The organism is Pseudomonas juntendi, from assembly GCF_009932375.1.
Classification (GTDB): domain Bacteria; phylum Pseudomonadota; class Gammaproteobacteria; order Pseudomonadales; family Pseudomonadaceae; genus Aquipseudomonas; species Aquipseudomonas juntendi.
Genome location: NZ_BLJG01000063.1, coordinates 19,495 through 39,784, shown reverse-complemented (window position 1 = coordinate 39,784; position 20,290 = coordinate 19,495). Strand labels below are relative to the sequence as shown.

23 protein-coding genes are annotated in these 20,290 nt (G+C 64.5%); 3 read left to right on the top strand and 20 right to left on the bottom strand.

Going from position 1 to position 20,290, the window contains the following annotated elements; all coding sequences use genetic code 11:
- Positions 1–56 precede the first annotated feature (56 nt).
- The gene (selO, locus tag GYA94_RS09330) at positions 57–1,517 is read left to right on the top strand and encodes a protein adenylyltransferase SelO (protein WP_161892189.1); all 1,461 of its coding nucleotides are present in this window, start codon (positions 57–59) and stop codon (positions 1,515–1,517) included.
- Positions 1,518–1,594: 77 nt separating this feature from the next.
- Entirely contained in the window at positions 1,595–2,029 is a 435-nt protein-coding gene (gene trxC / locus GYA94_RS09325) for a thioredoxin TrxC (RefSeq protein ID WP_054904607.1), read from the top strand.
- Positions 2,030–2,032: 3 nt separating this feature from the next.
- On the opposite strand, the gene GYA94_RS09320 is transcribed toward trxC, so the two are convergent.
- The 4 genes from GYA94_RS09320 to GYA94_RS09305 are packed head-to-tail and all read right to left on the bottom strand — an operon-like array spanning position 2,033 to position 4,242.
- On the bottom strand, positions 2,033–2,389 hold the full coding sequence (locus GYA94_RS09320; RefSeq protein WP_009684982.1) for a helix-turn-helix domain-containing protein: 357 nt from the start codon (positions 2,387–2,389) through the stop codon (positions 2,033–2,035).
- Positions 2,379–2,471, bottom strand: a complete 93-nt coding sequence (locus GYA94_RS09315) for a type II toxin-antitoxin system HigB family toxin (protein ID WP_232108561.1) — start codon at positions 2,469–2,471, stop codon at positions 2,379–2,381. The genes GYA94_RS09320 and GYA94_RS09315 overlap by 11 nt, the downstream gene beginning before the upstream one ends.
- A gap of 51 nt (positions 2,472–2,522) precedes the next feature.
- A complete protein-coding gene (locus GYA94_RS09310; RefSeq protein ID WP_110677605.1) occupies positions 2,523–3,296 on the bottom strand; it encodes a ParA family protein in 774 nt (257 codons plus the stop codon).
- A 16-nt stretch (positions 3,297–3,312) separates the two neighbouring features.
- A complete protein-coding gene (locus GYA94_RS09305) occupies positions 3,313–4,242 on the bottom strand; it encodes a LysR family transcriptional regulator (RefSeq protein ID WP_054912246.1) in 930 nt (309 codons plus the stop codon).
- 107 nt (positions 4,243–4,349) lie between these two features.
- Between GYA94_RS09305 and GYA94_RS09300 the strand changes: the two genes are divergently transcribed.
- Positions 4,350–5,594: an MFS transporter gene (locus GYA94_RS09300; protein ID WP_029885849.1), complete on the top strand. Its 1,245-nt coding sequence runs from the start codon at positions 4,350–4,352 to the stop codon at positions 5,592–5,594.
- A 36-nt stretch (positions 5,595–5,630) separates the two neighbouring features.
- On the opposite strand, the gene GYA94_RS09295 is transcribed toward GYA94_RS09300, so the two are convergent.
- The 16 genes from GYA94_RS09295 to GYA94_RS09220 all read right to left on the bottom strand — a co-directional run bounded on the left by GYA94_RS09295 (position 5,631) and on the right by GYA94_RS09220 (position 20,214).
- On the bottom strand, positions 5,631–5,978 hold the full coding sequence (locus GYA94_RS09295) for a YgiW/YdeI family stress tolerance OB fold protein (protein ID WP_047149598.1): 348 nt from the start codon (positions 5,976–5,978) through the stop codon (positions 5,631–5,633).
- A gap of 61 nt (positions 5,979–6,039) precedes the next feature.
- Entirely contained in the window at positions 6,040–6,519 is a 480-nt protein-coding gene (locus GYA94_RS09290) for a type II secretion system protein M (RefSeq protein WP_161892183.1), read from the bottom strand.
- Complete coding sequence (gene gspL / locus GYA94_RS09285; protein ID WP_161892182.1) at positions 6,516–7,625, bottom strand: type II secretion system protein GspL; 1,110 nt, start codon at positions 7,623–7,625, stop codon at positions 6,516–6,518. The genes GYA94_RS09290 and gspL overlap by 4 nt, the downstream gene beginning before the upstream one ends.
- Positions 7,618–8,475, bottom strand: coding sequence for a type II secretion system minor pseudopilin (locus tag GYA94_RS09280; RefSeq protein WP_110677616.1), 858 nt, complete (start codon positions 8,473–8,475; stop codon positions 7,618–7,620). Before GYA94_RS09280 ends, gspL begins: the two co-directional genes overlap by 8 nt.
- Positions 8,472–9,050: a type II secretion system minor pseudopilin GspJ gene (gene gspJ / locus GYA94_RS09275; RefSeq protein ID WP_161892181.1), complete on the bottom strand. Its 579-nt coding sequence runs from the start codon at positions 9,048–9,050 to the stop codon at positions 8,472–8,474. Before gspJ ends, GYA94_RS09280 begins: the two co-directional genes overlap by 4 nt.
- Positions 9,037–9,420: a type II secretion system minor pseudopilin GspI gene (gene gspI, locus GYA94_RS09270; protein ID WP_110677620.1), complete on the bottom strand. Its 384-nt coding sequence runs from the start codon at positions 9,418–9,420 to the stop codon at positions 9,037–9,039. Before gspI ends, gspJ begins: the two co-directional genes overlap by 14 nt.
- The gene (gene gspH / locus GYA94_RS09265; protein WP_054904614.1) at positions 9,398–9,862 is read right to left on the bottom strand and encodes a type II secretion system minor pseudopilin GspH; all 465 of its coding nucleotides are present in this window, start codon (positions 9,860–9,862) and stop codon (positions 9,398–9,400) included. Before gspH ends, gspI begins: the two co-directional genes overlap by 23 nt.
- The gene (gspG, locus tag GYA94_RS09260; protein ID WP_161892180.1) at positions 9,859–10,305 is read right to left on the bottom strand and encodes a type II secretion system major pseudopilin GspG; all 447 of its coding nucleotides are present in this window, start codon (positions 10,303–10,305) and stop codon (positions 9,859–9,861) included. Before gspG ends, gspH begins: the two co-directional genes overlap by 4 nt.
- A 1-nt stretch (position 10,306) precedes the next feature.
- Positions 10,307–11,512, bottom strand: coding sequence for a type II secretion system inner membrane protein GspF (gene gspF / locus GYA94_RS09255; RefSeq protein WP_110677622.1), 1,206 nt, complete (start codon positions 11,510–11,512; stop codon positions 10,307–10,309).
- A gap of 1 nt (position 11,513) precedes the next feature.
- Positions 11,514–12,977, bottom strand: coding sequence for a type II secretion system ATPase GspE (gene gspE, locus GYA94_RS09250; RefSeq protein ID WP_161892179.1), 1,464 nt, complete (start codon positions 12,975–12,977; stop codon positions 11,514–11,516).
- Entirely contained in the window at positions 12,974–14,815 is a 1,842-nt protein-coding gene (gene gspD / locus GYA94_RS09245; RefSeq protein WP_110677627.1) for a type II secretion system secretin GspD, read from the bottom strand. The genes gspE and gspD overlap by 4 nt, the downstream gene beginning before the upstream one ends.
- A complete protein-coding gene (locus GYA94_RS09240; RefSeq protein WP_110677629.1) occupies positions 14,812–15,306 on the bottom strand; it encodes a type II secretion system protein N in 495 nt (164 codons plus the stop codon). The genes gspD and GYA94_RS09240 overlap by 4 nt, the downstream gene beginning before the upstream one ends.
- A gap of 5 nt (positions 15,307–15,311) precedes the next feature.
- The gene (locus tag GYA94_RS09235) at positions 15,312–15,824 is read right to left on the bottom strand and encodes a cytochrome b (RefSeq protein ID WP_029886142.1); all 513 of its coding nucleotides are present in this window, start codon (positions 15,822–15,824) and stop codon (positions 15,312–15,314) included.
- A 51-nt stretch (positions 15,825–15,875) separates the two neighbouring features.
- Entirely contained in the window at positions 15,876–17,339 is a 1,464-nt protein-coding gene (gene gbpA, locus GYA94_RS09230; protein WP_255326913.1) for an N-acetylglucosamine-binding protein GbpA, read from the bottom strand.
- Between the two features lie 197 nt (positions 17,340–17,536).
- A complete protein-coding gene (gene hemE, locus GYA94_RS09225) occupies positions 17,537–18,601 on the bottom strand; it encodes a uroporphyrinogen decarboxylase (protein ID WP_054904621.1) in 1,065 nt (354 codons plus the stop codon).
- Positions 18,602–18,795: 194 nt separating this feature from the next.
- Positions 18,796–20,214, bottom strand: coding sequence for an FAD-dependent oxidoreductase (locus tag GYA94_RS09220; RefSeq protein ID WP_009684959.1), 1,419 nt, complete (start codon positions 20,212–20,214; stop codon positions 18,796–18,798).
- Between the last annotated feature and the right edge of the window lie 76 nt (positions 20,215–20,290).

Genomic DNA, 20,290 nt, shown 5'->3' with positions numbered 1-20,290 from the left:
CCCACAGCTGGGCCCCGCAAAGCGGCCCCAATGGCACCGACTTCCAGGAGCAGCCCGTGAAAGCCCTCGACCAACTCACTTTCGACAACCGCTTCGCCCGCCTGGGCGATGCGTTTTCTACCCAGGTGCTGCCCGAGCCCATCGCCGAGCCCCGCCTGGTGGTGGCGAGCGAGTCGGCCATGGCGCTGCTGAACCTCGACCCGGCCCAGGCCGAACTGCCTCTGTTCGCCGAACTGTTCAGCGGCCACAAGCTGTGGGACCAGGCCGACCCAAGGGCGATGGTGTACTCCGGCCACCAATTCGGCTCGTACAACCCGCGCCTGGGCGATGGCCGCGGCCTGTTGCTGGCCGAGGTCCTGAACGACGCCAATCAGCACTGGGACCTGCACCTCAAGGGGGCCGGCCAGACGCCGTACTCGCGCATGGGCGACGGCCGCGCCGTGCTGCGCTCATCGATCCGCGAGTTCCTCGCCTCCGAAGCCCTGCACGCCCTGCACATTCCCACTAGCCGCGCGCTGTGCGTCATCGGCTCGAGCACCCCGGTATGGCGCGAAACACGTGAAAGCGCGGCCATGCTCACCCGCGTGGCGCAGAGCCACGTACGCTTCGGTCATTTCGAGTATTTCTACTACACCAAGCAGCCTGAGCAGCAACGGGTGCTGCTCGACCACGTCTTGCAACAGCACTACGCCGAGTGCGGCACCGCCGAGCAGCCTTACCTGGCGATGTTCCGCACCATCGTCGAGCGCAACGCCGACCTGATCGCCCGCTGGCAGGCCTATGGCTTCTGCCACGGGGTCATGAATACCGACAACATGTCGATCCTCGGCATTACCTTCGACTTCGGCCCGTATGCCTTCCTCGACGACTTCGACGCCAATTTCATCTGCAACCACTCCGACGACCGTGGTCGTTACAGCTACGCCAACCAGGTGCCCATCGCCCACTGGAACCTCAGCGCGCTGGCCCAGGCGCTGACCACGGTGGTCGAGGTGGAGCCGTTGAAGCAGGCGTTGAGCCTGTTCCTGCCACTGTACCAGGCCCGTTACCTGGACCTGATGCGCAGGCGGCTGGGCCTGACCACAGCCGAGGATGACGACATGGCGCTGGTCGAGCGCCTGCTGCAGTGCATGCAGCGCGGTGGTGTGGACTACAACCTGTTCTTCCGCCGGCTGGGCGAGCAACCGGTGGCCGAAGCGTTGAAGGTGGTACGCAATGACTTCATCGACCTGGCCGGCTTCGATGCCTGGGGCGCCGAATACCTGGCCCGCTGCGAGCGTGAAGCCGGTAATGCCCAGGGGCGCCGCGAACGCATGCATGCAGTGAACCCGTTGTACGTGCTGCGCAACTACCTGGCGCAGAAAGCCATCGAGGCAGCTGAAGCGGGGGATTACAGTGAAGTGCGGCGGCTGCACCAGGTGCTGAGCAACCCCTTCGAGGAGCAACCCGGGATGCAGGCCTACGCCGAGCGCCCACCGGAATGGGGCAAGCACCTGGAAATCAGCTGCTCTTCCTGATTGGCGCTTCCCCCTGTGGGAGCGGCCTTGTGTCGCGATGGGCTGCAAAGCAGCCCCAAAAATCTCGAGGAACCAACATGTCCGAACCACTGGTCATCCCCTGCCCCCACTGCAACGGCCTCAACCGCTTGCCTGCCGAGCGCCTGGGCGACGCGCCGAAATGCGGCCGCTGCAAACAGCAGGTCCTGCTGAGCGCCCCTTTCGAACTCACCGAAGCCAGCTACGCCAGCCAAATCAAAGGCGACCTACCGCTGTTGGTGGATGTCTGGGCCGACTGGTGCGGCCCGTGCAAATCGTTCGCCCCCACCTTCGAACAAGCCGCCCGCCAACTGGCCGGCCGCTGCCGCCTGGCCAAGCTCGACAGCGAAGCCAACCGCAACCTGGCCGGGCAACTGGGCATCCGCTCGATCCCCAGCCTGCTGCTGTTCAAGAACGGCCGCGAAGTCAGCCGCCAGGCCGGGGCGTTTCCACTCCAGGCGTTGTTGGAGTGGGTGCGCAGCCAGGGGGTTTAGTTTTCAAGCGCTTGCCAGCAGCGACTCATAGGGAATGCGAAGGCCATCATGCAGGCGCTTGATCATGGAAAGGCTCAGCCCGCGCTTCCCGCTCAGTACTTCCGAAACTCGCCCGCTTGGACCGATGTACGGTTCAAGATCTCTTGGCGTGAGCCCCTGCTGATCCATACAAAACTTGATAGCCTCGATGGGATTGGCGGGGTGAATGGGATAGTGCCTGTTCTCGTACACTTCGATCAGTGTCACAAGCACTTCCATTTCATCAGCCTCAGGCGTGCCCGCTTCAGACTGAAAAATGGCTTCGAGGCGCTGGAATGCTGCTCGAAGATCGTCCTCGTTACGAATCGGCTTAATATTCACAGATTGTCTCCACATCAATCTCGTCATAGCGCTTGTGCGTACCGACGAACTTCACCCAGGCGATACCGGCGCGGTATTGCATCTCAACCACACGCCGGTACTTGTTACCCCACTAAGGAGGCGGGCTAGATACCTACTCGCTGCGCTCCAGCAAATCATGCAACTCGACAAACTGCTGCGTCAGCTTGTGCCTGGGCTCCAGGTGAATCAGCGGCAGGCTGGCGTGGTGCGATTCACGCATCTTCACCGAGCTGCCAAGGTACACCGGCAGCACCGGCAGCCCTTCGGCCAGCAGTTCGTCGAGCATCTGCTGCGGCAGGCTGGCACGCGACTGGAACTGGTTGACCACGATGCCTTCGACTACGAGGTCTTCGTTATGGTCTTCCTTGAGGTCTTCAATTTCGGCCAGCAGGCCATACAGGGCCTGGCGCGAAAAGCTGTCGCAGTCGAAGGGAATCAGCACACGGTCAGCCGCGATCAGCGCCGAAACTGCATAAAAATTAAGCGCCGGCGGGGTGTCGATGTAGATCCGCTCGTAATCCTCGTCTAGCTCATCGAGCAGCTTACGCAGCTTGTTGATCTTGTGCTTGGCCTCGAGCTTGGGCTGCAGGTCGGCCAGTTCAGGCGTTGCAGTCACCACATGCAGGTTGTCGAACGGGGTTTCATAGATATCCACCCTGTTCTTCTTGCTGAATGGCCCGCTGGACAGGCTCTGCTTGAAGAAATCGGCGATACCCATGGGGATATCCTCACCCGTCAGCCCGGTGAGGTACTGTGTCGAGTTGGCCTGGGCATCCAGGTCGATCAGCAGGGTCCGGTAGCCTTCATTGGCACTGACCGCCGCCAGGTTGCAGGCGATGCTCGACTTGCCCACGCCACCTTTCTGATTGAACACCACGCGCCGCATGGTTGACCTCCGTGTTTCAACGAATGCCCGAGTATGTGGCGGTGTCGCCGCCATGGCCAGTGCCATTCGCCTGAAGCAGCTGCGCAAACGCCTTGGCCATGGCCGACCCGCCGCCTTCGCGCTGCACCAGCCACACCGCGGTCATCGCCCCCTCGTCGAGCAAGGTGCGGTACACCACCCCTTCGATACGCATGCGCTGGAACGAGGCCGGCAGCACCGACACCCCCAACCCCGCCGACACCAGGCCGATGATGGTCATCGCCTCCCCTGCCTCCTGGGCAAAATGCGGGCTGAACCCGGCCTGCCGCGCCAGGCTCAGCAACTGCGCATGCAAGCCGCTGCCATAGCTGCGCGGGAAGAACACGAACGGCTCATGGGCCAGCGCCGCCATGTGCACGCCTTGCCCGCTGGCTTCGGCCAGCGGGTGTGAGGCATTGATCACCGCCACCAGTGGCTCGCGGAACAGCTCGGTGGCCAGCAACCCTTCCGGCAGCGGCATTGGCCGCATCAGGCCGACTTCGATGGACTCATCGAACACCCCTTCGGCAACATCGCGGCTGCTCATTTCCTTGAGGTTCAGGTGCACTGCGGGGAAGCGCTGGCGAAAGGCATGAATGGCCTTGGGGATCTTCGATGTGAACGGGGCCGAGGAGGTAAAGCCGATCTTCATCTCGCCCAATTCACCCAGTTGTGCACGCCGCGCCACATCCGCGGCCTTCTCCACCTGCGCCAGCACCTGACGCGCCTCGCCCAGGAACAGCCGGCCTGCCTCGCTCAGCTCGACCCGGCGGTTGGTGCGCTCGAACAAGCGCGCCCCCAGCTCCTGTTCCAGCGCCTGGATCTGCTGGCTCAGCGGCGGTTGCGAAATGCCCAGTTGCTGGGCGGCGCGGCCGAAGTGCAGCTCTTCTGCCACGGCAATGAAATAACGCAGATGGCGCAGTTCCATGGTTCGCTCCAAACAAGTCGCACAACGTCTTAAATAGGTCGAACAATATATTGGATCTAATCATTAGCCAGCTATATGCTTTTTTCATTGCACCAGAGGTACCCGCCGTGAAAACTGCTGTAGCCGCGCAGCCCATCGAACTCGAACCTGCCACCTTGACCGACATGTGGATCGAAAAAGGCACCCCCGCCTTCATGAAGACCGTGCTGGCCCTGTTCAGCGGCGGCTTCGCCACCTTCGCCCTGCTGTATTGCGTACAGCCGATGATGCCGTTGCTGTCTAAAGAATTCGCCATCAACGCCGCACAAAGCAGCCTGGTGCTGTCGGTGTCGACCGCGATGCTGGCGTTCGGCCTGCTTGTCACCGGCCCGATCTCGGACCGCATCGGCCGTAAGCCGGTGATGGTGTTCGCCCTGGTGTGCGCCGCGCTCTCCACCCTGGCCAGCGCGGTGATGCCGAGCTGGGAACTGGTGCTGGCCACCCGCGCGCTGGTCGGCCTGTCGCTGAGCGGCCTGGCAGCAGTGGCCATGACCTACCTGAGCGAAGAGATCCACCCCCAGCACATTGGCCTGGCCATGGGTTTGTACATCGGCGGCAACGCCATTGGCGGCATGAGCGGGCGGCTGATCACTGGCGTGTTGATCGACTTCGTCAGCTGGCACACAGCCATGCTGACCATCGGCGGCCTGGCCCTGGGCGCCGCCCTGGTGTTCTGGAAGGTGCTGCCGGAGTCACGCAATTTCCGCCCGCAAACGATGAGCCCGCGCAGCCTGCTGGACGGGTTCGTCATGCATTTCAAGGATGCCGGCCTGCCCTGGCTGTTCCTGGAGGCCTTCCTGCTGATGGGTGCCTTCGTCACCCTGTTCAACTACATCGGCTACCGCCTGCTGGCCGAGCCCTACCACATGAACCAGGCACTGGTCGGCTTGCTGTCGGTGGTGTACCTGTCCGGCATCTACAGCTCGGCGCAGGTCGGCGCCTTGGCGGACAAGCTGGGCCGACGCAAGGTGTTCTGGGCCAGCATCGTGGTCATGGCGTGTGGTTTGCTGATGACCCTGGCCAGCCCACTGGCCATGGTGATCGTGGGCATGCTGGTGTTCACCTTCGGCTTCTTTGGCGCCCACTCGGTGGCCAGTAGCTGGATCGGCCGGCGGGCGCTGAAAGCCAAGGGGCAGGCGTCGTCGCTGTACCTGTTCAGCTATTACGCCGGCTCGAGCGTGGCCGGTACGGCGGGCGGGGTGTTCTGGCACCAATGGGGCTGGAATGGCATCGGCCTGTTCATAGGCAGCTTGCTGGCAGTGGCGTTGCTGGTGGCGCTACACCTGAGCAAGTTGCCACCGAAGTCGGGGTGAGGCATTCGCGGGCACGCCCGCGAACTGGCCCGGGAATCAGTTGATGATTTCGACGATATCCACATCCACTTCACGGCTCATCAGGTGTTTCTCCACCTCACCGGTCAGCTTGACCTTGGTCTTGTCGTTGAATGGCGTCGGTGGCAGGTCTTCATCATCGATTTCCACGGTGATGGTGCCGGTGTTGTCCTTGAATTCGTATTTATCGTCGTTGTTGATCTTCTTGGTGACGAAGCCCTGCAGCACCACCGGCGTGTCATCGGCGGCATCGTTCGCAGCGGCCACGGTGGTTACTGCTTGCGCACCCGGGCCAGTATAGCCGGCAGCCAGGGCAGCAGTGCTGAACAGCGGGGCGAGGATCAGGGCAAGGTAACGGGTTTTCATGGAGGCAGGTCCTGTTTCGGTTTGGATGGGAACAGCCTACCGAAGCTGGCTGAATCCAATCTTAATCGCCCCAGGCTTCGTCCAGTTCCAGCGCCAGCTGCACCTGCAACTGCTCGCCAGTCACCTGTAGCTGCACACTGCGCAGCTGTGCGCCGTCACGTTCCAGCGTGTGCAGCCAGCTCAGCACTGCCGTGGGCTGGCCTTCGAGGCTGACGTCGAGCTGAGTGGCCCGAGCCTGCAGCCCGACAACGCGCAAACCGGCGGCCAAGGCACGCTCATTGAGCGCGGCGGGCGTCAGTGCCCGTACCGCTTCGCGCCCCCCGACCGGCGCTGACGCCACCTGCTGCAACTGCCCGGCCAGCTCCAGCGCCTGCCCATGGGCAAGCTCGGCCTGCAGCAAGCGCTGCTTGCCAGGCACCCAGGCCAGTTGCCAGAGCACCAGCATGGCCACAGCCCATAGCGTGACCCTGAGCAGTGCCCGGCGAGTGGCAGGTAGCGTTTGCCATTGGCGCACAAGGGCCTGCTCAAACCTGCGCTTCATCGAGTCCCGCTCCAGGTCAGGGTTGCCCGCACCCCTTGGGCGGTCTGCCGGGCCTGGTCCATCAGCACGGCAGGGGCCAGCAGGCGCAAGCGCTCAAGGTCATCGAACCCTAGGGCCAGCACATCCATACGCCACCCTTGCGCAGGGCTGAACGCAGCCCGCTCGAGGGTGATGTTCCCGGTTTCCACCAGCGGCTGCGCGACGGCCGCCAGGCCTTCCATGCGGGTGGTCGCACGAGGGCCGGCCTGCAACGCCCTGACGCGCACCGCCAGGTCACCGGTGACGGGCTGCCCGGGCGCCCACCGCTGGAATGCCTGAACGTTTTCGGCATGCTGTTGAGCCACGCGCTGCAACAGCCCCTCGACACGCCAATGATCGGCCACGCACAGCATGGCGAAGCCCAGCAGCACTGCGCCCGCCAACGCCGACCAGGGTAACGCCAGGCGCTGACGGCGGAATGGCCCCTGGCGCAGGTCCAGCGCCTTGGCTCGCCCTTGCAGCAAGGTCTGGAAGGCATTGTCGACCCTGTGGTTGACCAGCGGTTGCCCGCCATCGGCAGCGGCGGCCTGCCAGGCCATCGGCGGCAATTGCCGCGCCACGATTTCGGCTGCCTGGGGCGTGGCGACCAGCCACGGCCCACCTCCGCCGCCCACCAGCCAGCGCCCATCAAGCCACAGTGCACTGGGCTGCTCGCCACCCAGCAGGTCGGCGTCGACATGGACCGCGGCCGGGTCGATACCCAGGGTTTGCAACAAGGCCAAGACATTGCGCAGCACCTGACGCTCTATCACCAGCGCACGGCGGTGCCCTTGCATATCCGCTGCGGCAAAAACCAGGTGCACCGATTCCAGCGCCGCTGCCAACTGCTCTTCGGCGGCGTAGGCCAATGCTTCAGGCTTCGGCCGCTTGCCTGGCACGGGGCCGATTTCGCAACTGCCGAGCATTTCCATCGGCAAGACAAGGATCACAGGGCCGGCCAGGGTCGCCCCGAGCGCGTCCAGACGCGTCTTGCGCACGCTGCGATCGGCTGCTCGCAGCCACACCGGCCACTGCGCATCGGCCGCCGCAACGCCCGCGGGCAATAGGTACAGCCAGGTTTCACTCATCTGCTCTTCGCTCCCGCATTGCAGTAAACACACGCCGCACCACACGAACCTGGTGCGTGTTCAAGTCGATCTCCAGGTCGCTGTACAGGTACATGCGCCTCCCTGCCTGCTGTGCCTGCACCTCAAGGCGAAACCAGCGGCTGGTCACGGCAAGCCCGCGCCTGTTCACGCCCACGCCTTCCAATTGCGCAGAGGCCAGAAAACGCTCCACCGTCGGGTAGCCCGCCTCGGGGCGTTGCCGTACCAGGTCGGCGGCCACCGCTGGCGACAACTCCGCCAGTGCTGCCAACAGGCGTGCCGGGGCCGTGTTGATGTTGAGCCGCGCCTCCTTGGGCAACACCACTACCCAAGGCTGCAAACGCGCCATCACCTCGGCAGTGACGCCCGGCAGGGCCCGCAACTGGGTAGGGTCCAGCAGCGGCTGGCCCGCCAGCGCCTCCAAGGCCGGCGGCGCCACCTGCAGTGCATGGCACAGGCGCTGCCAACGCTCGAGCAGCAAGGGGTCGGGGGTTTTACCTGCGGTCAGGGCGCCGAGGTTGAAGCGCCCTGCGAGGTCCTCCAGCTGTAGTTGCACCCGGCCTTCGCCCAAGGTCAACACACGGGGTTGGCCCCAGCCCTGCCGCCCGTGGGTCACCTGCAGGATCTCCCCTACCTCACCCCGCAGGCTCGCAAGCGCCTGTTGTTCGCCGGCTTGCGCCAGGCGCAACAGGCGCGTGGCATCGAGCTGCTGGGCAACACCGCCAAGCAGCAGGCGATGGCTGTGCAACATGCCGGCTACCAATAACGTCAGCAGCGCCATCACCAGCAGCACGGTAATCAACGCCAGCCCCTTCTGCCGTTGCCGCTTCACTGGCTGGCCCCGCCAAGCGGCAGTACCCGCCGAATCTGCGCCAAGCGCCGGGTGGACAGGGTCACCTCCAGCGCCTGCGGTGGCAGGGCCCGGCGCTGGGCCATTGGCCAATGCGCCTGCCAGCCGCTACCGGGTACATGCAGGCGCCACTGCAGTTCGCCCACACCTTCGAGCAAACGCTGCGGGCGCGGCTGGCCCTGCCCCTGGGTGCGCCGCTGGCGCCACAGCACGCCGTCGGCGAGCCAGTATTCGACCACCCTCAGTTCGCTGCGCTTGAGCGCCTGATGGTCGGGTTCGCGGGTCAGCCATTGGGCCCGGTCGCCGTTCAGCAGGATGCCGTAACCGCCCTTGCCCAGGCTCGCCGGCAGATACCCTTGCAAGGCATCGCGCTGGATCAGGCTCATGGCCCTGCCCAGCGCATGCAACTGCTCGGCCTGGGCCTGGCGCGCACGCTCGGCCCGCATGACCACATCCAGCACACGCGCACTGCCCACCGCCAACAAGGCAAAGAGGGCCATGGCCAGCAGCAGTTCGATCAAGGTGAAACCGCGCTGGCGGGGCCTAGCGTGAAGCATCGCTGCCCCCCTGCCACCCGGTGGCCTGGTGCAACACCTGGCGATCGGCCGCAAGGCCCACGCGCACCTGAACCTCCAGCAGGCCAGCCCCGCCCAGCCGTCGGCGGCTTTCCTGCAGCAGCCAGCGACGCTGGCCGAACATCACCTCCACACTGCGCTGGCCGGGCGCCAGGGCCGGTTGCAGGCGCATTTCCAGCAGGTGGTTGTCGGCGACCCAGCTGGCAAAAAGACGGTCCTGCAACCCCTGCGACTGCACCAGTATGCGCTGGCTGGCCGTGCTCACCGCCACGGCCAGCACCGCGAAGATCGCCAGCGCGACCAACACCTCGAGCAGGGTGAAGCCGCGTTCAGGGCTGGAACTGCGGGGCATTGAGGCCATCGCTCGACAGGGAGACCAGGCGCACGGTGTCGGCCTCGAAATACAGGGAAAACGGCGTGTGCTCGTCATTGCCGTACATCACCAGTTGCGGCGCCTTGCCAGGCACGGCGGGTGGCACTGGCAGCCCATCGATCTGCAGGCGCAGGTCCAGGCCAATATCGCGCTGCTGGCCCGCGGGCTCCCAGCTGTCACCGCGGGCCTTCAGCAGCTGATAGCCTTGCGGGTCGATTCGGATACCCAGCGCCACGCCCTCCAGCACAGCCTGTTGCCGTGCGTGTTGCACCAGTTGCAGGAACAGGTTGGCCTCCTGGCTGGCCAGGCGCTGCGGGTCGCGCCCGATACCGAGCCCCGCCATGCCCATGACGATGCTCAGCAGCAGCAGGACCAGCAACAGTTCCAGCAGTGTGAAGCCTTGCGCGCGGGGCCGTTTCATTCAGACCAGTTACCGATATCGGCATCCATCTGTTCGCCGCCCGGCTGCCCGTCGGCACCCAGCGAGTAAAGGTCATAGCCCTGGTTCGAACGGCTGCCCGGGTTCACGTACTGGTAAGGCGAGCCCCAAGGGTCGGTAGGCGTACGCTTCAGATAGCCCTGGGTACTCCAGTTGCGCGGCAATGGCGCCACGCTGGGGCGTGTGACCAAGGCGTCCAGGCCCTGCGCGGACGTTGGATAACGGCCGTTGTCCAGCCGATAGATTTCCAGCGCGGTGGCGATTGACTGCAGGTCGGTGCGGGCTGCGGTCAGCTTGGCATGGTCGGGACGGCTCATCACGTTGGGCAGCACCAGCGCGCCAAGCACGCCCAGGATGATGACCACCACCATGATTTCGATGAGTGTGAAGCCACGTTGCGCGTGGCGTGTAGAACGAAGGGACATGTCAGTTGACCAGTTGGTTGAGGTTGAGGATCGGCAGCAGGATGGCCAGCACGATGAACAGCACGATGCCCCCCATCACCAGCAGCATCAGGGGTTCGCAGAGGCTCACCAGCAGCGCGATACGCCCTGCCAGTTGCCTGGCCTGGAGGTCTGCGGCACGTTCAAGCATGGTGTCCAGTTCACCGGCGCGTTCGCCGCTGGCGATCATGTGCAGCATGAGCGGTGGCAGGGTGTCGCTGCGTGTCAGGCAACTGGCCAAGGCGCTGCCCTCGGCCAGCTCGCGGGCGGCCTGCAGCAGACGCTCGCGCAGGGTGAGGTTGCCGATCACCGCCGCAGCGATGTTCATCGCTTCTACCAAGGCCACGCCGCTGCGCCCCAGGATCGCCAGGGTGCTGATGAACCGCGCCGCCTCGCTGGCCCGCGCGAATTCGCCATAACCTGGCAGGCGCAGTGCCAAGGCATGCCACCGGCTACGCCATGGCGGTTGTTGCAGGGCCCACGCGCCCAGAGCAATGCCGGCCAGCAGCAGCGTGAGCGCTGCCAGGCCGTACTGGTTGGCGGCATCGCTCAGGGCAATCAGCACTTGCGTGGCCAACGGCAGGCGCGCCTGGTCGCGGGAGAATGCCTGCACCACATCAGGCACGACATAGCCCAGCAGAAACCCCACCACCAGCAACGAGACGGCCAGCAGAATCACCGGGTAGACCATGGCCAGCTGCACTTTCTGCCGCAAGGCTTGCTCGTCCTCGCCATGCGCGGCCAAACGTTCGAGCACGTCCGCCAAGCGCCCGGAGCGCTCCGCTGCGGCCACGGTGGCCCGGTAGATGACCGGGAACGCCCGCGGGTAATGGGCCAGTGCCTGGGCCAGGGCATGGCCTTCGGCAACCCGCTCTGCCACGCCGCGCAACACCTGCCGCTCCTGGCGCCGGGTGCCTTGCTCGGCAACCGCCTGCAAGGCTTCGGTCAACGGCAGCCCGGCCTGCAGCAGGGTCGCCAGCTGGCGGGTCAGCAGCGAGCGCCGGGCCAGGCTCAAACCGCTGCGGTTCAGCACGCCCGCCAGCAGTGACCGCGGCACGGGGCGCAGTTTCAGCACCTGCCAGCCTTGCTCGCGCAAGGTTTGCCGAGCCTGACGCGCCCCTGGGGCTTCCAGCGTACCGCGCTGGCGGGCGCCCTTGGCATCCTGGGCCTGATAGCGAAACAGCGGCATGTCAGTCCTGCCCGGTCACGCGCAGCAGCTCTGCCACGCTGGTCTGCCCTTGGCAGACACGCTGAACACCGTGCTGGAACAGGCTCGGCGTGTCCTGGCGAATCAGTTCATGCATGGCAGCCTGGGATGCCTGGGTGTGGATCGCCTGAGCCAGTGCGGGCTTGACCACCACCATCTCGTGCAAGGCCAGGCGCCCACTGTAGCCCGCCTGGCATTCACTGCAGCCCTGCGCCTGGTAAAGCTGCGCGGGCAGCCCGGCAGGGTTGCCCAAGGCGCTGGCCATGGCCTGGTCCACCTCGCAGGCCACCTTGCAGTGCGGGCAGAGCCGGCGTACCAGGCGCTGGGCCATCACCCCGGCCAGCGACGAAGCCAGCAGACAGGTATCGATGCCCATGTCGGCAAGCCGCGTGATTGCCCCCAGCGCGCTGTTGGTGTGCAGGGTGGAAAGTACCAGGTGGCCCGTCAGCGACGCCTGCACCGCGATGTTGGCGGTTTCCTTGTCGCGGATTTCGCCCACCATGACCACGTCCGGGTCCTGACGCAGAATGGCGCGCAGGCCACGGGCGAAGGTCATGTCGACCTTGGGGTTGACCTGGGTTTGCCCGATGCCGGCCAGGTGGTACTCGATCGGGTCCTCCACGGTGAGGATATTGCGCGACTCCTGGTTCAGGTACGCAAGCGCGGTGTACAAGGTGGTGGTCTTGCCCGAGCCGGTTGGGCCGGTGACCAGGAAAATGCCGTGTGGCTTTTCCAGCATGCTCATGAAGCCAGCACGCACAGCCGCCGGCATCTGCATGTGGTCGATGTCCAGGCGCACGGCCTGCTTGTCCAGCAACCGCAGCACCACCCGCTCGCCATGGGTGGCAGGCAGGGTCGAAACGCGCACGTCGACTTCATGGCCAGCCAGGCGCAGGCTGATGCGACCGTCCTGGGGCACGCGCTTCTCGGCGATGTCCAGGCGCGCCATGACCTTGATACGCGAAACCAGCAGGGCAGACAGTTCCCGCGGGGGCGACAGCACTTCGCGCATGACGCCGTCGATGCGCATGCGCACGCGCAGCTGATGCTCGAAGGTTTCCAGGTGGATATCCGAGGCCCGCGAGCGCACCGCTTCGCTGAACAGGGCATTGAGCAGGCGGATGATCGGCGCATCGTCTTGCTGCTCGAGCAGGTCGCTGGTTTGCGGGAAGGCCTCGGCCAGCCGTGGCAGGTCGATTTCCTGGTCCAGGCTCTGAACGATCGATTGCGCGGCATCCTCACCCAGGCCGTAGCAACTGGCCAGGCGCTCGGCGAAGTCGGCTTCGCTCACCTGGCGCAGCGGCCAGGTATTGCCCAGCAAGCGGCAGGCTTCGGCCAGGGCGGCCAGGGACGCGCCTTCTCGCATCATCAGCACCGGCTCGGGCGCCTGGCGGTCGAGCAGGATCCCGTGACGCCGGGCAAAGCCGAATGGCAGCTCAGGGCTCATGGCTGTGGCACTTGCGCGCTTGGCAAGCGACGCGGCTCGAACAGGCGCTGGGCATCAGCCGGCAAGGGCGAATCATCGGCGGCGCGCACCCCGTCGTAGGCCCTGCGCCCAACCTCGACCCGCTCCGCCTGGCTACGCAGAATGGTCGGGCGCAGGAAGACCATCAGGTTGGTTTTCTCCTGAATGTCGCTGCGCCAGCGGAACAGACCGCCAAGCCACGGAATGCGGCTGAGCAACGGTACCCCACGCTCGACCTTGCGCATGCTGTCCTTGATCAGGCCGCCAATCACGATGATCTCGCCGTCGGAGGCCAGGATGGTGCTCTTGAGCGTACGCTTGTTGGTGACCAGGTCGTTCTCGGCCGTGCTCGGCGCGATTTCGGAGCTTTCCTGCTCGACCTCCAGGCGCAGGCTTTGCCCCTCATTGATGTGCGGGCGCACCTTCAGGCTGATACCGATATCCTTGCGTTCGACTGTGGTGAACGGGTTCTCCGAACCACTGCCGGGGGTAACGTAGGAGCCGGTCTTGAAGGCGACGTTCTGCCCCACCAGGATATGCGCCTCCTGGTTGTCCAGGGTCAACAGGCTTGGCGTGGACAACAGGTTGCTGCGGCTGCTGCTGGCCAAGGCCGATATCAGCGCGGCAAAACGGTCCGTGCCAATGGCCAGGGCAGCACCACCCGGCAGCTTGGCCTCCTTGCCCAGCAGGTCGGCCAGCCCGGTGCCACTTTCGCTGAACGTGACCCCGCCGTTGAGCCCGCCGGTGCCCACGCCCCACTGCACACCCAACGCTTCATCGATGCTGCCGCTGACTTCGACGATTGCCGCATGGATGAGGACCTGCGCCCGTGGCTGGTCCAATTGCTGGATGATCTGCTCGACGCTGCCCAGTGTCTGCGGCTCGCCCAGCAGCACCAGCGCATTCTGGTCGGCATCGGCCTTGACCACGGCGTCGCCAGTGAGGTTGGCGCCCAAGTCACGGGTGCCCGGCGCGCCATCCAGGCGCTTGCCCACCTCACCCAGCACGTCGGCAAGCTGCTCGGCGTTACTGTGCTGCAAGCGCACCACACGCCAGTTCTGCGCGGTGGCGGGTGCCGCCACATCCAGCGAACGGGTCAGTTGTGCCAGGCGCTGCCTGGACTTGGCCGGGCCGAGGATCAGCAGGCGGCTACCGTTGGCGTCGGCCACCACCTGCACACCGCTGTCCGGCCCCCCGGCGGCCGCTTCGACCACGGCGAACACGGCCTCGGTCTGGGCGTTATGCAGGGTCACCAGCTCATAGTCGTGCCGCTGGCCGCTGTCCAGCTGCAAGACCAGGCTCTCCAAGCGTTCAAGGTTGGCTGCAGAGTCGGTCACCACCAAGGCGTTGGCCGAGCTGGAGGGGCCAATGTAGCCGCTGCTGGACACCAACGGCCGCAACAGGCCGGCCAGGTCGGCAGCGACGCTGCCCGACAAGGTAAAGACGCGCGTGGTGAACGCGGCCGGTATGGCCTCCACCTGTTGGTTGGCCCAGGCCTTGGCTTCGCTCGCCGGCAGCACCAGCAAACGGTCGCCATCATTCACGGCGGCAAAGCCCTGGGCGTTGAGCACCGAGTAGAACAGCCGGCGTATGCCTTCGCGGTCCAGGGCTTCGTTGGAAAGCACGGTGATGCGCCCCTGCACGCGGGGGTCGAGGATGATGGTCTGGTCGAGGATTTCCCCCACCTCACGCACCACCTCGCGTACGTCGGCATCGCTCATCGCCAGTTGCCAGGTGGGCATTTCAGCCAGCGCCAGGGAACAGCACAGGGTCAAACAGGCGCCGAACGAGGCGCCTTGCAAATATCGCTTGAAAGTCATTGCACCTCCCGCAACAGGCGGGATGAAGGATCAGAAACCGGGCGCGGGCGAGGGGCCGCCCCCATGGGCAGAAAAACGCTGGGGCCAGGGATAGCCAACGCCACGACTTCCTCGCGGCCGTCGACCCACAGCACGATGGAGCGCACATCGATACGGCGCAGCACACCGTGGCCCGCAATCCGCTCACCCACCCGGTAGACAGCCTCGCCCCCAGCGCTTTTCACCAACGCCCGCGCCCCGCCCTGGCTGGATACGAAGCAGGCCTTGAGCGTGATGTCCGCCCGGCTAGACCGCTGGCGCTCAGGCTGAAAGCCGAATGCCAAGGCCAGGGCGGTCGTCGAGAACGGTTGCTCCGGGGCGGCTGCCGTGACCAGCGCCGAGGCCGGCAGCAGCGGGGGCGCAGTTAATGGATACAGCCGTTCCCGCGCTATCAGCCCGGCAAGCGTTACCAGCACCAGCGCCAGCCAGATCACATGCGATGAGCGCTTCATCCGAATCAGGGCAGCATGCGCCGCAGTACACGGCGCCCGGCCAGCTCATGCAGCACCACGGCGCCAATGTGCACCGACACGCCTAGGGCCAGCAGCAGGCACGCGCAGATGTGGACCTTGAACCACAGGCCGTGCCAGAACGGTTCGCTCAACAGCGGCGCGAGGGTGAACCAGCCGAACACGTCGATGGGCCGGTCCATCATCAATACGCCGGACAGCAGCACGATCGCGGTGGTCCAGTACAAACCTTCATGGACAAGATGGGCGATCCGCTCGCCCCTGGCTGCACCCTCCAGGCTGCCGGGTTTGAACAGGGTCCGCCGCAGCAGCCAGCGCAGCAGGAATATCGGGATGAACAGGGTGGTCATGGCCACGTTGACGAACGCAACCAAGTGAAACGTGGTCGGGGTGACATTCAGGTGCGCCACGTAGAAGCCGCTGAGCAGTACCCAAATGATGACCAAGGCAGAGACCCAGTGCAGGAGGATCTGCTGCCAGGCATATTTTCGTGCTTGCATAAACAGTACTCGAAGGGCCTGGCCCCCCGTCGAGGGGCCAGGTGTGCTGCATTACTTCTCGATCCAGGCCATGTTCCAGTGAGAGCCGGTACCTGGCTCGAACTGGGCGGCATTGGCGGAGTACTGCACGCAGTAACCCGAGTTCGGGAAGGGCTGGCACTCGTAGACCTTGCCATTCTTGGGCTGCAGTACCTTGGTGCCGGCCTGGTAGCTGGACAGCGACTCCGGGAAGACAAAGTCGTACGACCCGTCACCCGATGCCTTGAGCTGGACCGTGCGCTCATCCTGCAGCAGCTCGCGCTCGCGCTTGTCCACGCCGACGACCTTGAGGGTGTGCTCACCTGGCACGCTGGCGACGTTCAAGGCGAACGGCGCGCTGCCGTTGACCAGTTGCCGTGCGTAGGCGACCTGCTTGTTGCTGGCGTCGAACAGCCGCGCCGATACAGTCAAGGCCTTGTTGGTCATGACGGTAAAGTCCACGCTACCCTGGCCATCAGCGATGGTGTACTCAGGTTTGACATCATGCAGGTGCAGGGTGGCGGGCTCACCGGCAGCGGCCTTGAAGTCGAGGATGTAGTTGGTCAGGCCACTTTCGGCTTTGGCGAAGATGCTGTTGGAGCCCTGGACAGGCTCGATGTTGCCGTCGGCGTCCATTTGCCCGGCACGGACCAGCGTCTGGGTTTCGTTGATCTGCCTGGCGAGCTTGTAAGCCCAGTTGGCAGCGATACCTTCTTCGGCGTTGTCGATGGTGACGCTCACATGGTGCGACGGACGCTCGCCATTGGCATCGAATGCGCGGGCCGTCACCTGGTCGCCCACTTCAAGGTCTCGGCTGGCGCTGATCTCGGCCAGGCGCGGCCATTCGGGCGCAGGCCCGCCGTCAAGTTGAATATCGACGTCAGCCACGCTATGGAAGGCCTTGTCGGTATCCCCCACTTTCCAGACACCCAGAATCACGTGCTGGCCTGCACGATCGGCTGGCAAGGTGCAGCTATGCTTGGGGTTGGTGCCAGTGCCGCTGGCAGGCACCTGGTTGTTGCCATCGACTACACAGAACGGCGCGTCGTCGAACGAGGCGCGGCTCAGTGCGGTATTGGGGTTCCAGTCGGCTTTGGTGATGAAGTATTCCCACGTGGTTACCGGGTGCGGCGCCTGGTAATGCCAGTCGAACTGAATGTTCCGGTCAACGATGGGGGTCAGATGCCAGCGGTTGGCCGACTGCTCGTCGAGGGCACCGAAATCGCCACGGACACCACCGCTGGCAATTTTCCCGTCAACAGGGCCGGCCGCCGGGAATCGCCCAATGGCCTCACCGACCGACCACGGTTCGTACTGAGCGCCGCCACAGTTGCTGTTCAGATTCTTGTGGTTGGCATGGCACAGCGCTGCACGTGAAGGCGGGTCAGCCAGATGTCCGTGTGCCTGGGCAACCTGAACCTGCAAACCTGCACCTGCGATAGCCATCCACACACCGGTGGCAACAACGCTTCTGCGCAGGGTTTTTCTTGTATTCATCACGAACTCCGAAGGTTGAATGCAAAAGGGCACATTCACGCGCGGCGAATGTGCCCTCTGCTCAAGGGAGGTCGGACATTAGAAGAAACATCTGTGCCTATATGTAGGAATACGGCTGAACGTTCGGCACATTTTCGGAAATGCACGGCAGCGGCAGGCACGGGCTCCCCAAACCCTGGTTCGGGGAGCCTGGAAACTCAAACGTGGTATTGCGCCGACAGCTCGTGCACCGCGTTGATGAACACGCCTGCGTGCTCCGGGTCGACTTCCGGGGTGATGCCGTGGCCCAGGTTGAACACGTGGCCGTTGCCGTGGCCGTAGCTGGCCAGGATGCGCGCCACTTCCTGGCGGATGGCCTCTGGCTTGGCGTACAGCACGGTCGGGTCCATGTTGCCCTGCAAGGCCACCTTGTCGCCCACACGGCGACGGGCGTCGCCAATGTCACAGGTCCAGTCCAGGCCCAGGGCATCGGCACCGGCCTCGGCGATGCTTTCAAGCCACAGGCCACCGTTCTTGGTGAACAGGATGACCGGCACCTTGCGCCCTTCATGCTCGCGGATCAGGCCGCTGACGATCTTGCGCATGTAGGCGAGGGAGAACTCCTGGTAGGCCGCCGCTGACAGGTTGCCGCCCCAGGTGTCGAAGATCTGCACGGCCTGGGCACCGGCAAGGATCTGCCCGTTGAGGTAGCTGGTCACCGACTGGGCCAGCTTGTCCAGCAGCAGGTGCAGCGCTTGCGGGTTGTCATAGGCCATGGCCTTGGTCTTGCGGAAGTCCTTCGACGACCCGCCTTCGACCATGTAGGTGGCCAGGGTCCAGGGGCTACCGGAAAAACCGATGAGCGGAACGCGGCCGTTGAGTTCGCGGCGGATGGTGCTGACTGCATCCATCACGTAGCCCAGGTCTTTTTGCGGGTCGGGAACCGGCAGGGCTTCGATATCGGCCGGGGTACTGACGACCTTCCTGAAACGCGGGCCTTCGCCGGTTTCGAAGTACAGGCCCAGGCCCATGGCATCGGGGATGGTAAGGATGTCGGAGAACAGGATCGCCGCGTCCAGCGGATAGCGGTCCAGCGGCTGCAAGGTAACCTCGCAGGCGAACTGCGGGTTCATGCACAGGCTCATGAAATCGCCTGCCTTGGCACGGCTGGCGCGGTACTCCGGCAGGTAGCGCCCGGCCTGGCGCATCATCCACACCGGGGTGACGTCTACGGGTTGCTTGAGCAGTGCACGCAGGAAACGATCGTTCTTCAGGGCAGTCATGTCGGCATCCGGAAAAATAGTGCGGGCATTTTCTCAGACGCCAGCGCAAAAGGCACGGCCATGGCCATGCGTTTTGTCTATTGGATGCCACAGATCAAGCGTTTTTGTATACAAAAGCTTCGCGGGCACGCCCGCTCCCACAGGTTCTGCGCTGAACCCTGTGGGAGCGGGCGTGCCCGCGAACAGGTCGAGAATCAGACTTCCAGGTAGTCCAGGATACCCTCAGCAGCAGTGCGCCCTTCGAAGATCGCCGTCACCACCAGGTCCGAACCGCGCACCATGTCGCCACCGGCAAACACTTTCGGGTTGCTGGTCTGGTGCTTGAACTTGCCCTTCTCCGGCGCCACCACACGGCCCTGGCTGTCCAGCTGGATGTCATGCTGCTCGAACCACGGCGCCGGGCTTGGGCGGAAGCCAAAGGCGATCACCACGGCATCGGCCGGCAGGATTTCCTCGGAACCCGGAATCGGCTCGGGGCTGCGACGGCCACGGGCATCCGGCTCGCCCAGGCGGGTTTCGACCACCTTCACACCCTCGACCTTGTCCTCGCCGACAATGGCGATGGGTTGGCGGTTATAGAGGAACTTCACGCCTTCTTCCTTGGCGTTCTTCACCTCTTTGCGCGAACCCGGCATGTTGGCTTCGTCACGGCGATAGGCGCAGGTCACTGCCTTGGCACCCTGGCGGATCGAGGTACGGTTGCAGTCCATGGCAGTGTCGCCACCGCCCAGCACCACAACCTTCTTGCCCTGCATGTCGATGAAGTCTTCAGGCGACTTCTCGAAGCCCAGGTTGCGGTTGACGTTGGCAATCAGGAAGTCCAGCGCGTCATGCACGCCCGGCAGGTCCTCACCCGGGAAGCCACCCTTCATGTAGGTGTAGGTACCCATACCCATGAACACTGCGTCGTACTCGGCGAGCAGTTGTTCCATGGTCACGTCCTTGCCCACCTCGGTATTGAGGCGGAACTCGATACCCATACCGGTGAACACTTCGCGGCGGTTGCTGAGCACGCTCTTTTCCAGCTTGAACTCGGGAATACCGAAGGTCAGCAGGCCACCGATTTCCGGGTTCTTGTCGAATACCACCGGGGTAACCCCGGCGCGCACCAGCACGTCGGCGCAGCCCAGGCCAGCAGGGCCTGCGCCAATGATGGCGACGCGCTTGCCGGTGGGCTTGACCTTGGACATGTCCGGGCGCCAGCCCATGGCAAAGGCGGTATCGGTGATGTACTTCTCCACCGAACCGATGGTCACCGCGCCAAAGCCGTCGTTCAGGGTGCAGGCACCCTCGCACAGGCGGTCTTGCGGGCACACCCGGCCGCACACTTCGGGCAGGGTGTTGGTCTGGTGCGACAGCTCCGCCGCCGCCAGGATGTTGCCTTCGGAAACCAGCTTCAACCAGTTGGGGATGAAGTTGTGCACCGGGCACTTCCACTCGCAGTACGGGTTACCGCAGCCCAGGCAACGGTGTGCCTGCTCCACGGACTGCTGCGGCTTGAACGGCTCGTAGATTTCCACGAACTCTTTCTTGCGCTGGCGCAGCAGCTTTTTCTTCGGGTCCTTGCGGCCCACTTCGATGAACTGGAAGTCGTTGTTCAGACGTTCAGCCATTTTTCAAAACCTCTTTACAGCAGCTGCAAGCTACACGCTGCAAACTGCAAGACGATCACTTAAGCCGGGCAAACCT

What these genes read in the sequence shown, in the direction of transcription:
- GYA94_RS09235 (WP_029886142.1), bottom strand. Translation starts at nt 15,824, where the DNA reads ATGCAAGCACGAAAATATGCCTGGCAGCAGATCCTCCTGCACTGGGTC.
- gspI (WP_110677620.1), bottom strand. Translation starts at nt 9,420, where the DNA reads ATGCCCCGCAGTTCCAGCCCTGAACGCGGCTTCACCCTGCTCGAGGTG.
- GYA94_RS09240 (WP_110677629.1), bottom strand. Translation starts at nt 15,306, where the DNA reads ATGAAGCGCTCATCGCATGTGATCTGGCTGGCGCTGGTGCTGGTAACG.
- GYA94_RS09220 (WP_009684959.1), bottom strand. Translation starts at nt 20,214, where the DNA reads ATGGCTGAACGTCTGAACAACGACTTCCAGTTCATCGAAGTGGGCCGC.
- gbpA (WP_255326913.1), bottom strand. Translation starts at nt 17,339, where the DNA reads ATGAATACAAGAAAAACCCTGCGCAGAAGCGTTGTTGCCACCGGTGTG.
- GYA94_RS09315 (WP_232108561.1), bottom strand. Translation starts at nt 2,471, where the DNA reads ATGCAATACCGCGCCGGTATCGCCTGGGTGAAGTTCGTCGGTACGCAC.
- gspE (WP_161892179.1), bottom strand. Translation starts at nt 12,977, where the DNA reads ATGAGCCCTGAGCTGCCATTCGGCTTTGCCCGGCGTCACGGGATCCTG.
- GYA94_RS09290 (WP_161892183.1), bottom strand. Translation starts at nt 6,519, where the DNA reads ATGAAGCGCAGGTTTGAGCAGGCCCTTGTGCGCCAATGGCAAACGCTA.
- gspJ (WP_161892181.1), bottom strand. Translation starts at nt 9,050, where the DNA reads ATGCTTCACGCTAGGCCCCGCCAGCGCGGTTTCACCTTGATCGAACTG.
- gspD (WP_110677627.1), bottom strand. Translation starts at nt 14,815, where the DNA reads ATGACTTTCAAGCGATATTTGCAAGGCGCCTCGTTCGGCGCCTGTTTG.
- hemE (WP_054904621.1), bottom strand. Translation starts at nt 18,601, where the DNA reads ATGACTGCCCTGAAGAACGATCGTTTCCTGCGTGCACTGCTCAAGCAA.
- GYA94_RS09310 (WP_110677605.1), bottom strand. Translation starts at nt 3,296, where the DNA reads ATGCGGCGCGTGGTGTTCAATCAGAAAGGTGGCGTGGGCAAGTCGAGC.
- gspF (WP_110677622.1), bottom strand. Translation starts at nt 11,512, where the DNA reads ATGCCGCTGTTTCGCTATCAGGCCCAGGATGCCAAGGGCGCCCGCCAG.
- gspH (WP_054904614.1), bottom strand. Translation starts at nt 9,862, where the DNA reads ATGAAACGGCCCCGCGCGCAAGGCTTCACACTGCTGGAACTGTTGCTG.
- gspG (WP_161892180.1), bottom strand. Translation starts at nt 10,305, where the DNA reads ATGTCCCTTCGTTCTACACGCCACGCGCAACGTGGCTTCACACTCATC.
- trxC (WP_054904607.1), top strand. Translation starts at nt 1,595, where the DNA reads ATGTCCGAACCACTGGTCATCCCCTGCCCCCACTGCAACGGCCTCAAC.
- gspL (WP_161892182.1), bottom strand. Translation starts at nt 7,625, where the DNA reads ATGAGTGAAACCTGGCTGTACCTATTGCCCGCGGGCGTTGCGGCGGCC.
- GYA94_RS09305 (WP_054912246.1), bottom strand. Translation starts at nt 4,242, where the DNA reads ATGGAACTGCGCCATCTGCGTTATTTCATTGCCGTGGCAGAAGAGCTG.
- GYA94_RS09295 (WP_047149598.1), bottom strand. Translation starts at nt 5,978, where the DNA reads ATGAAAACCCGTTACCTTGCCCTGATCCTCGCCCCGCTGTTCAGCACT.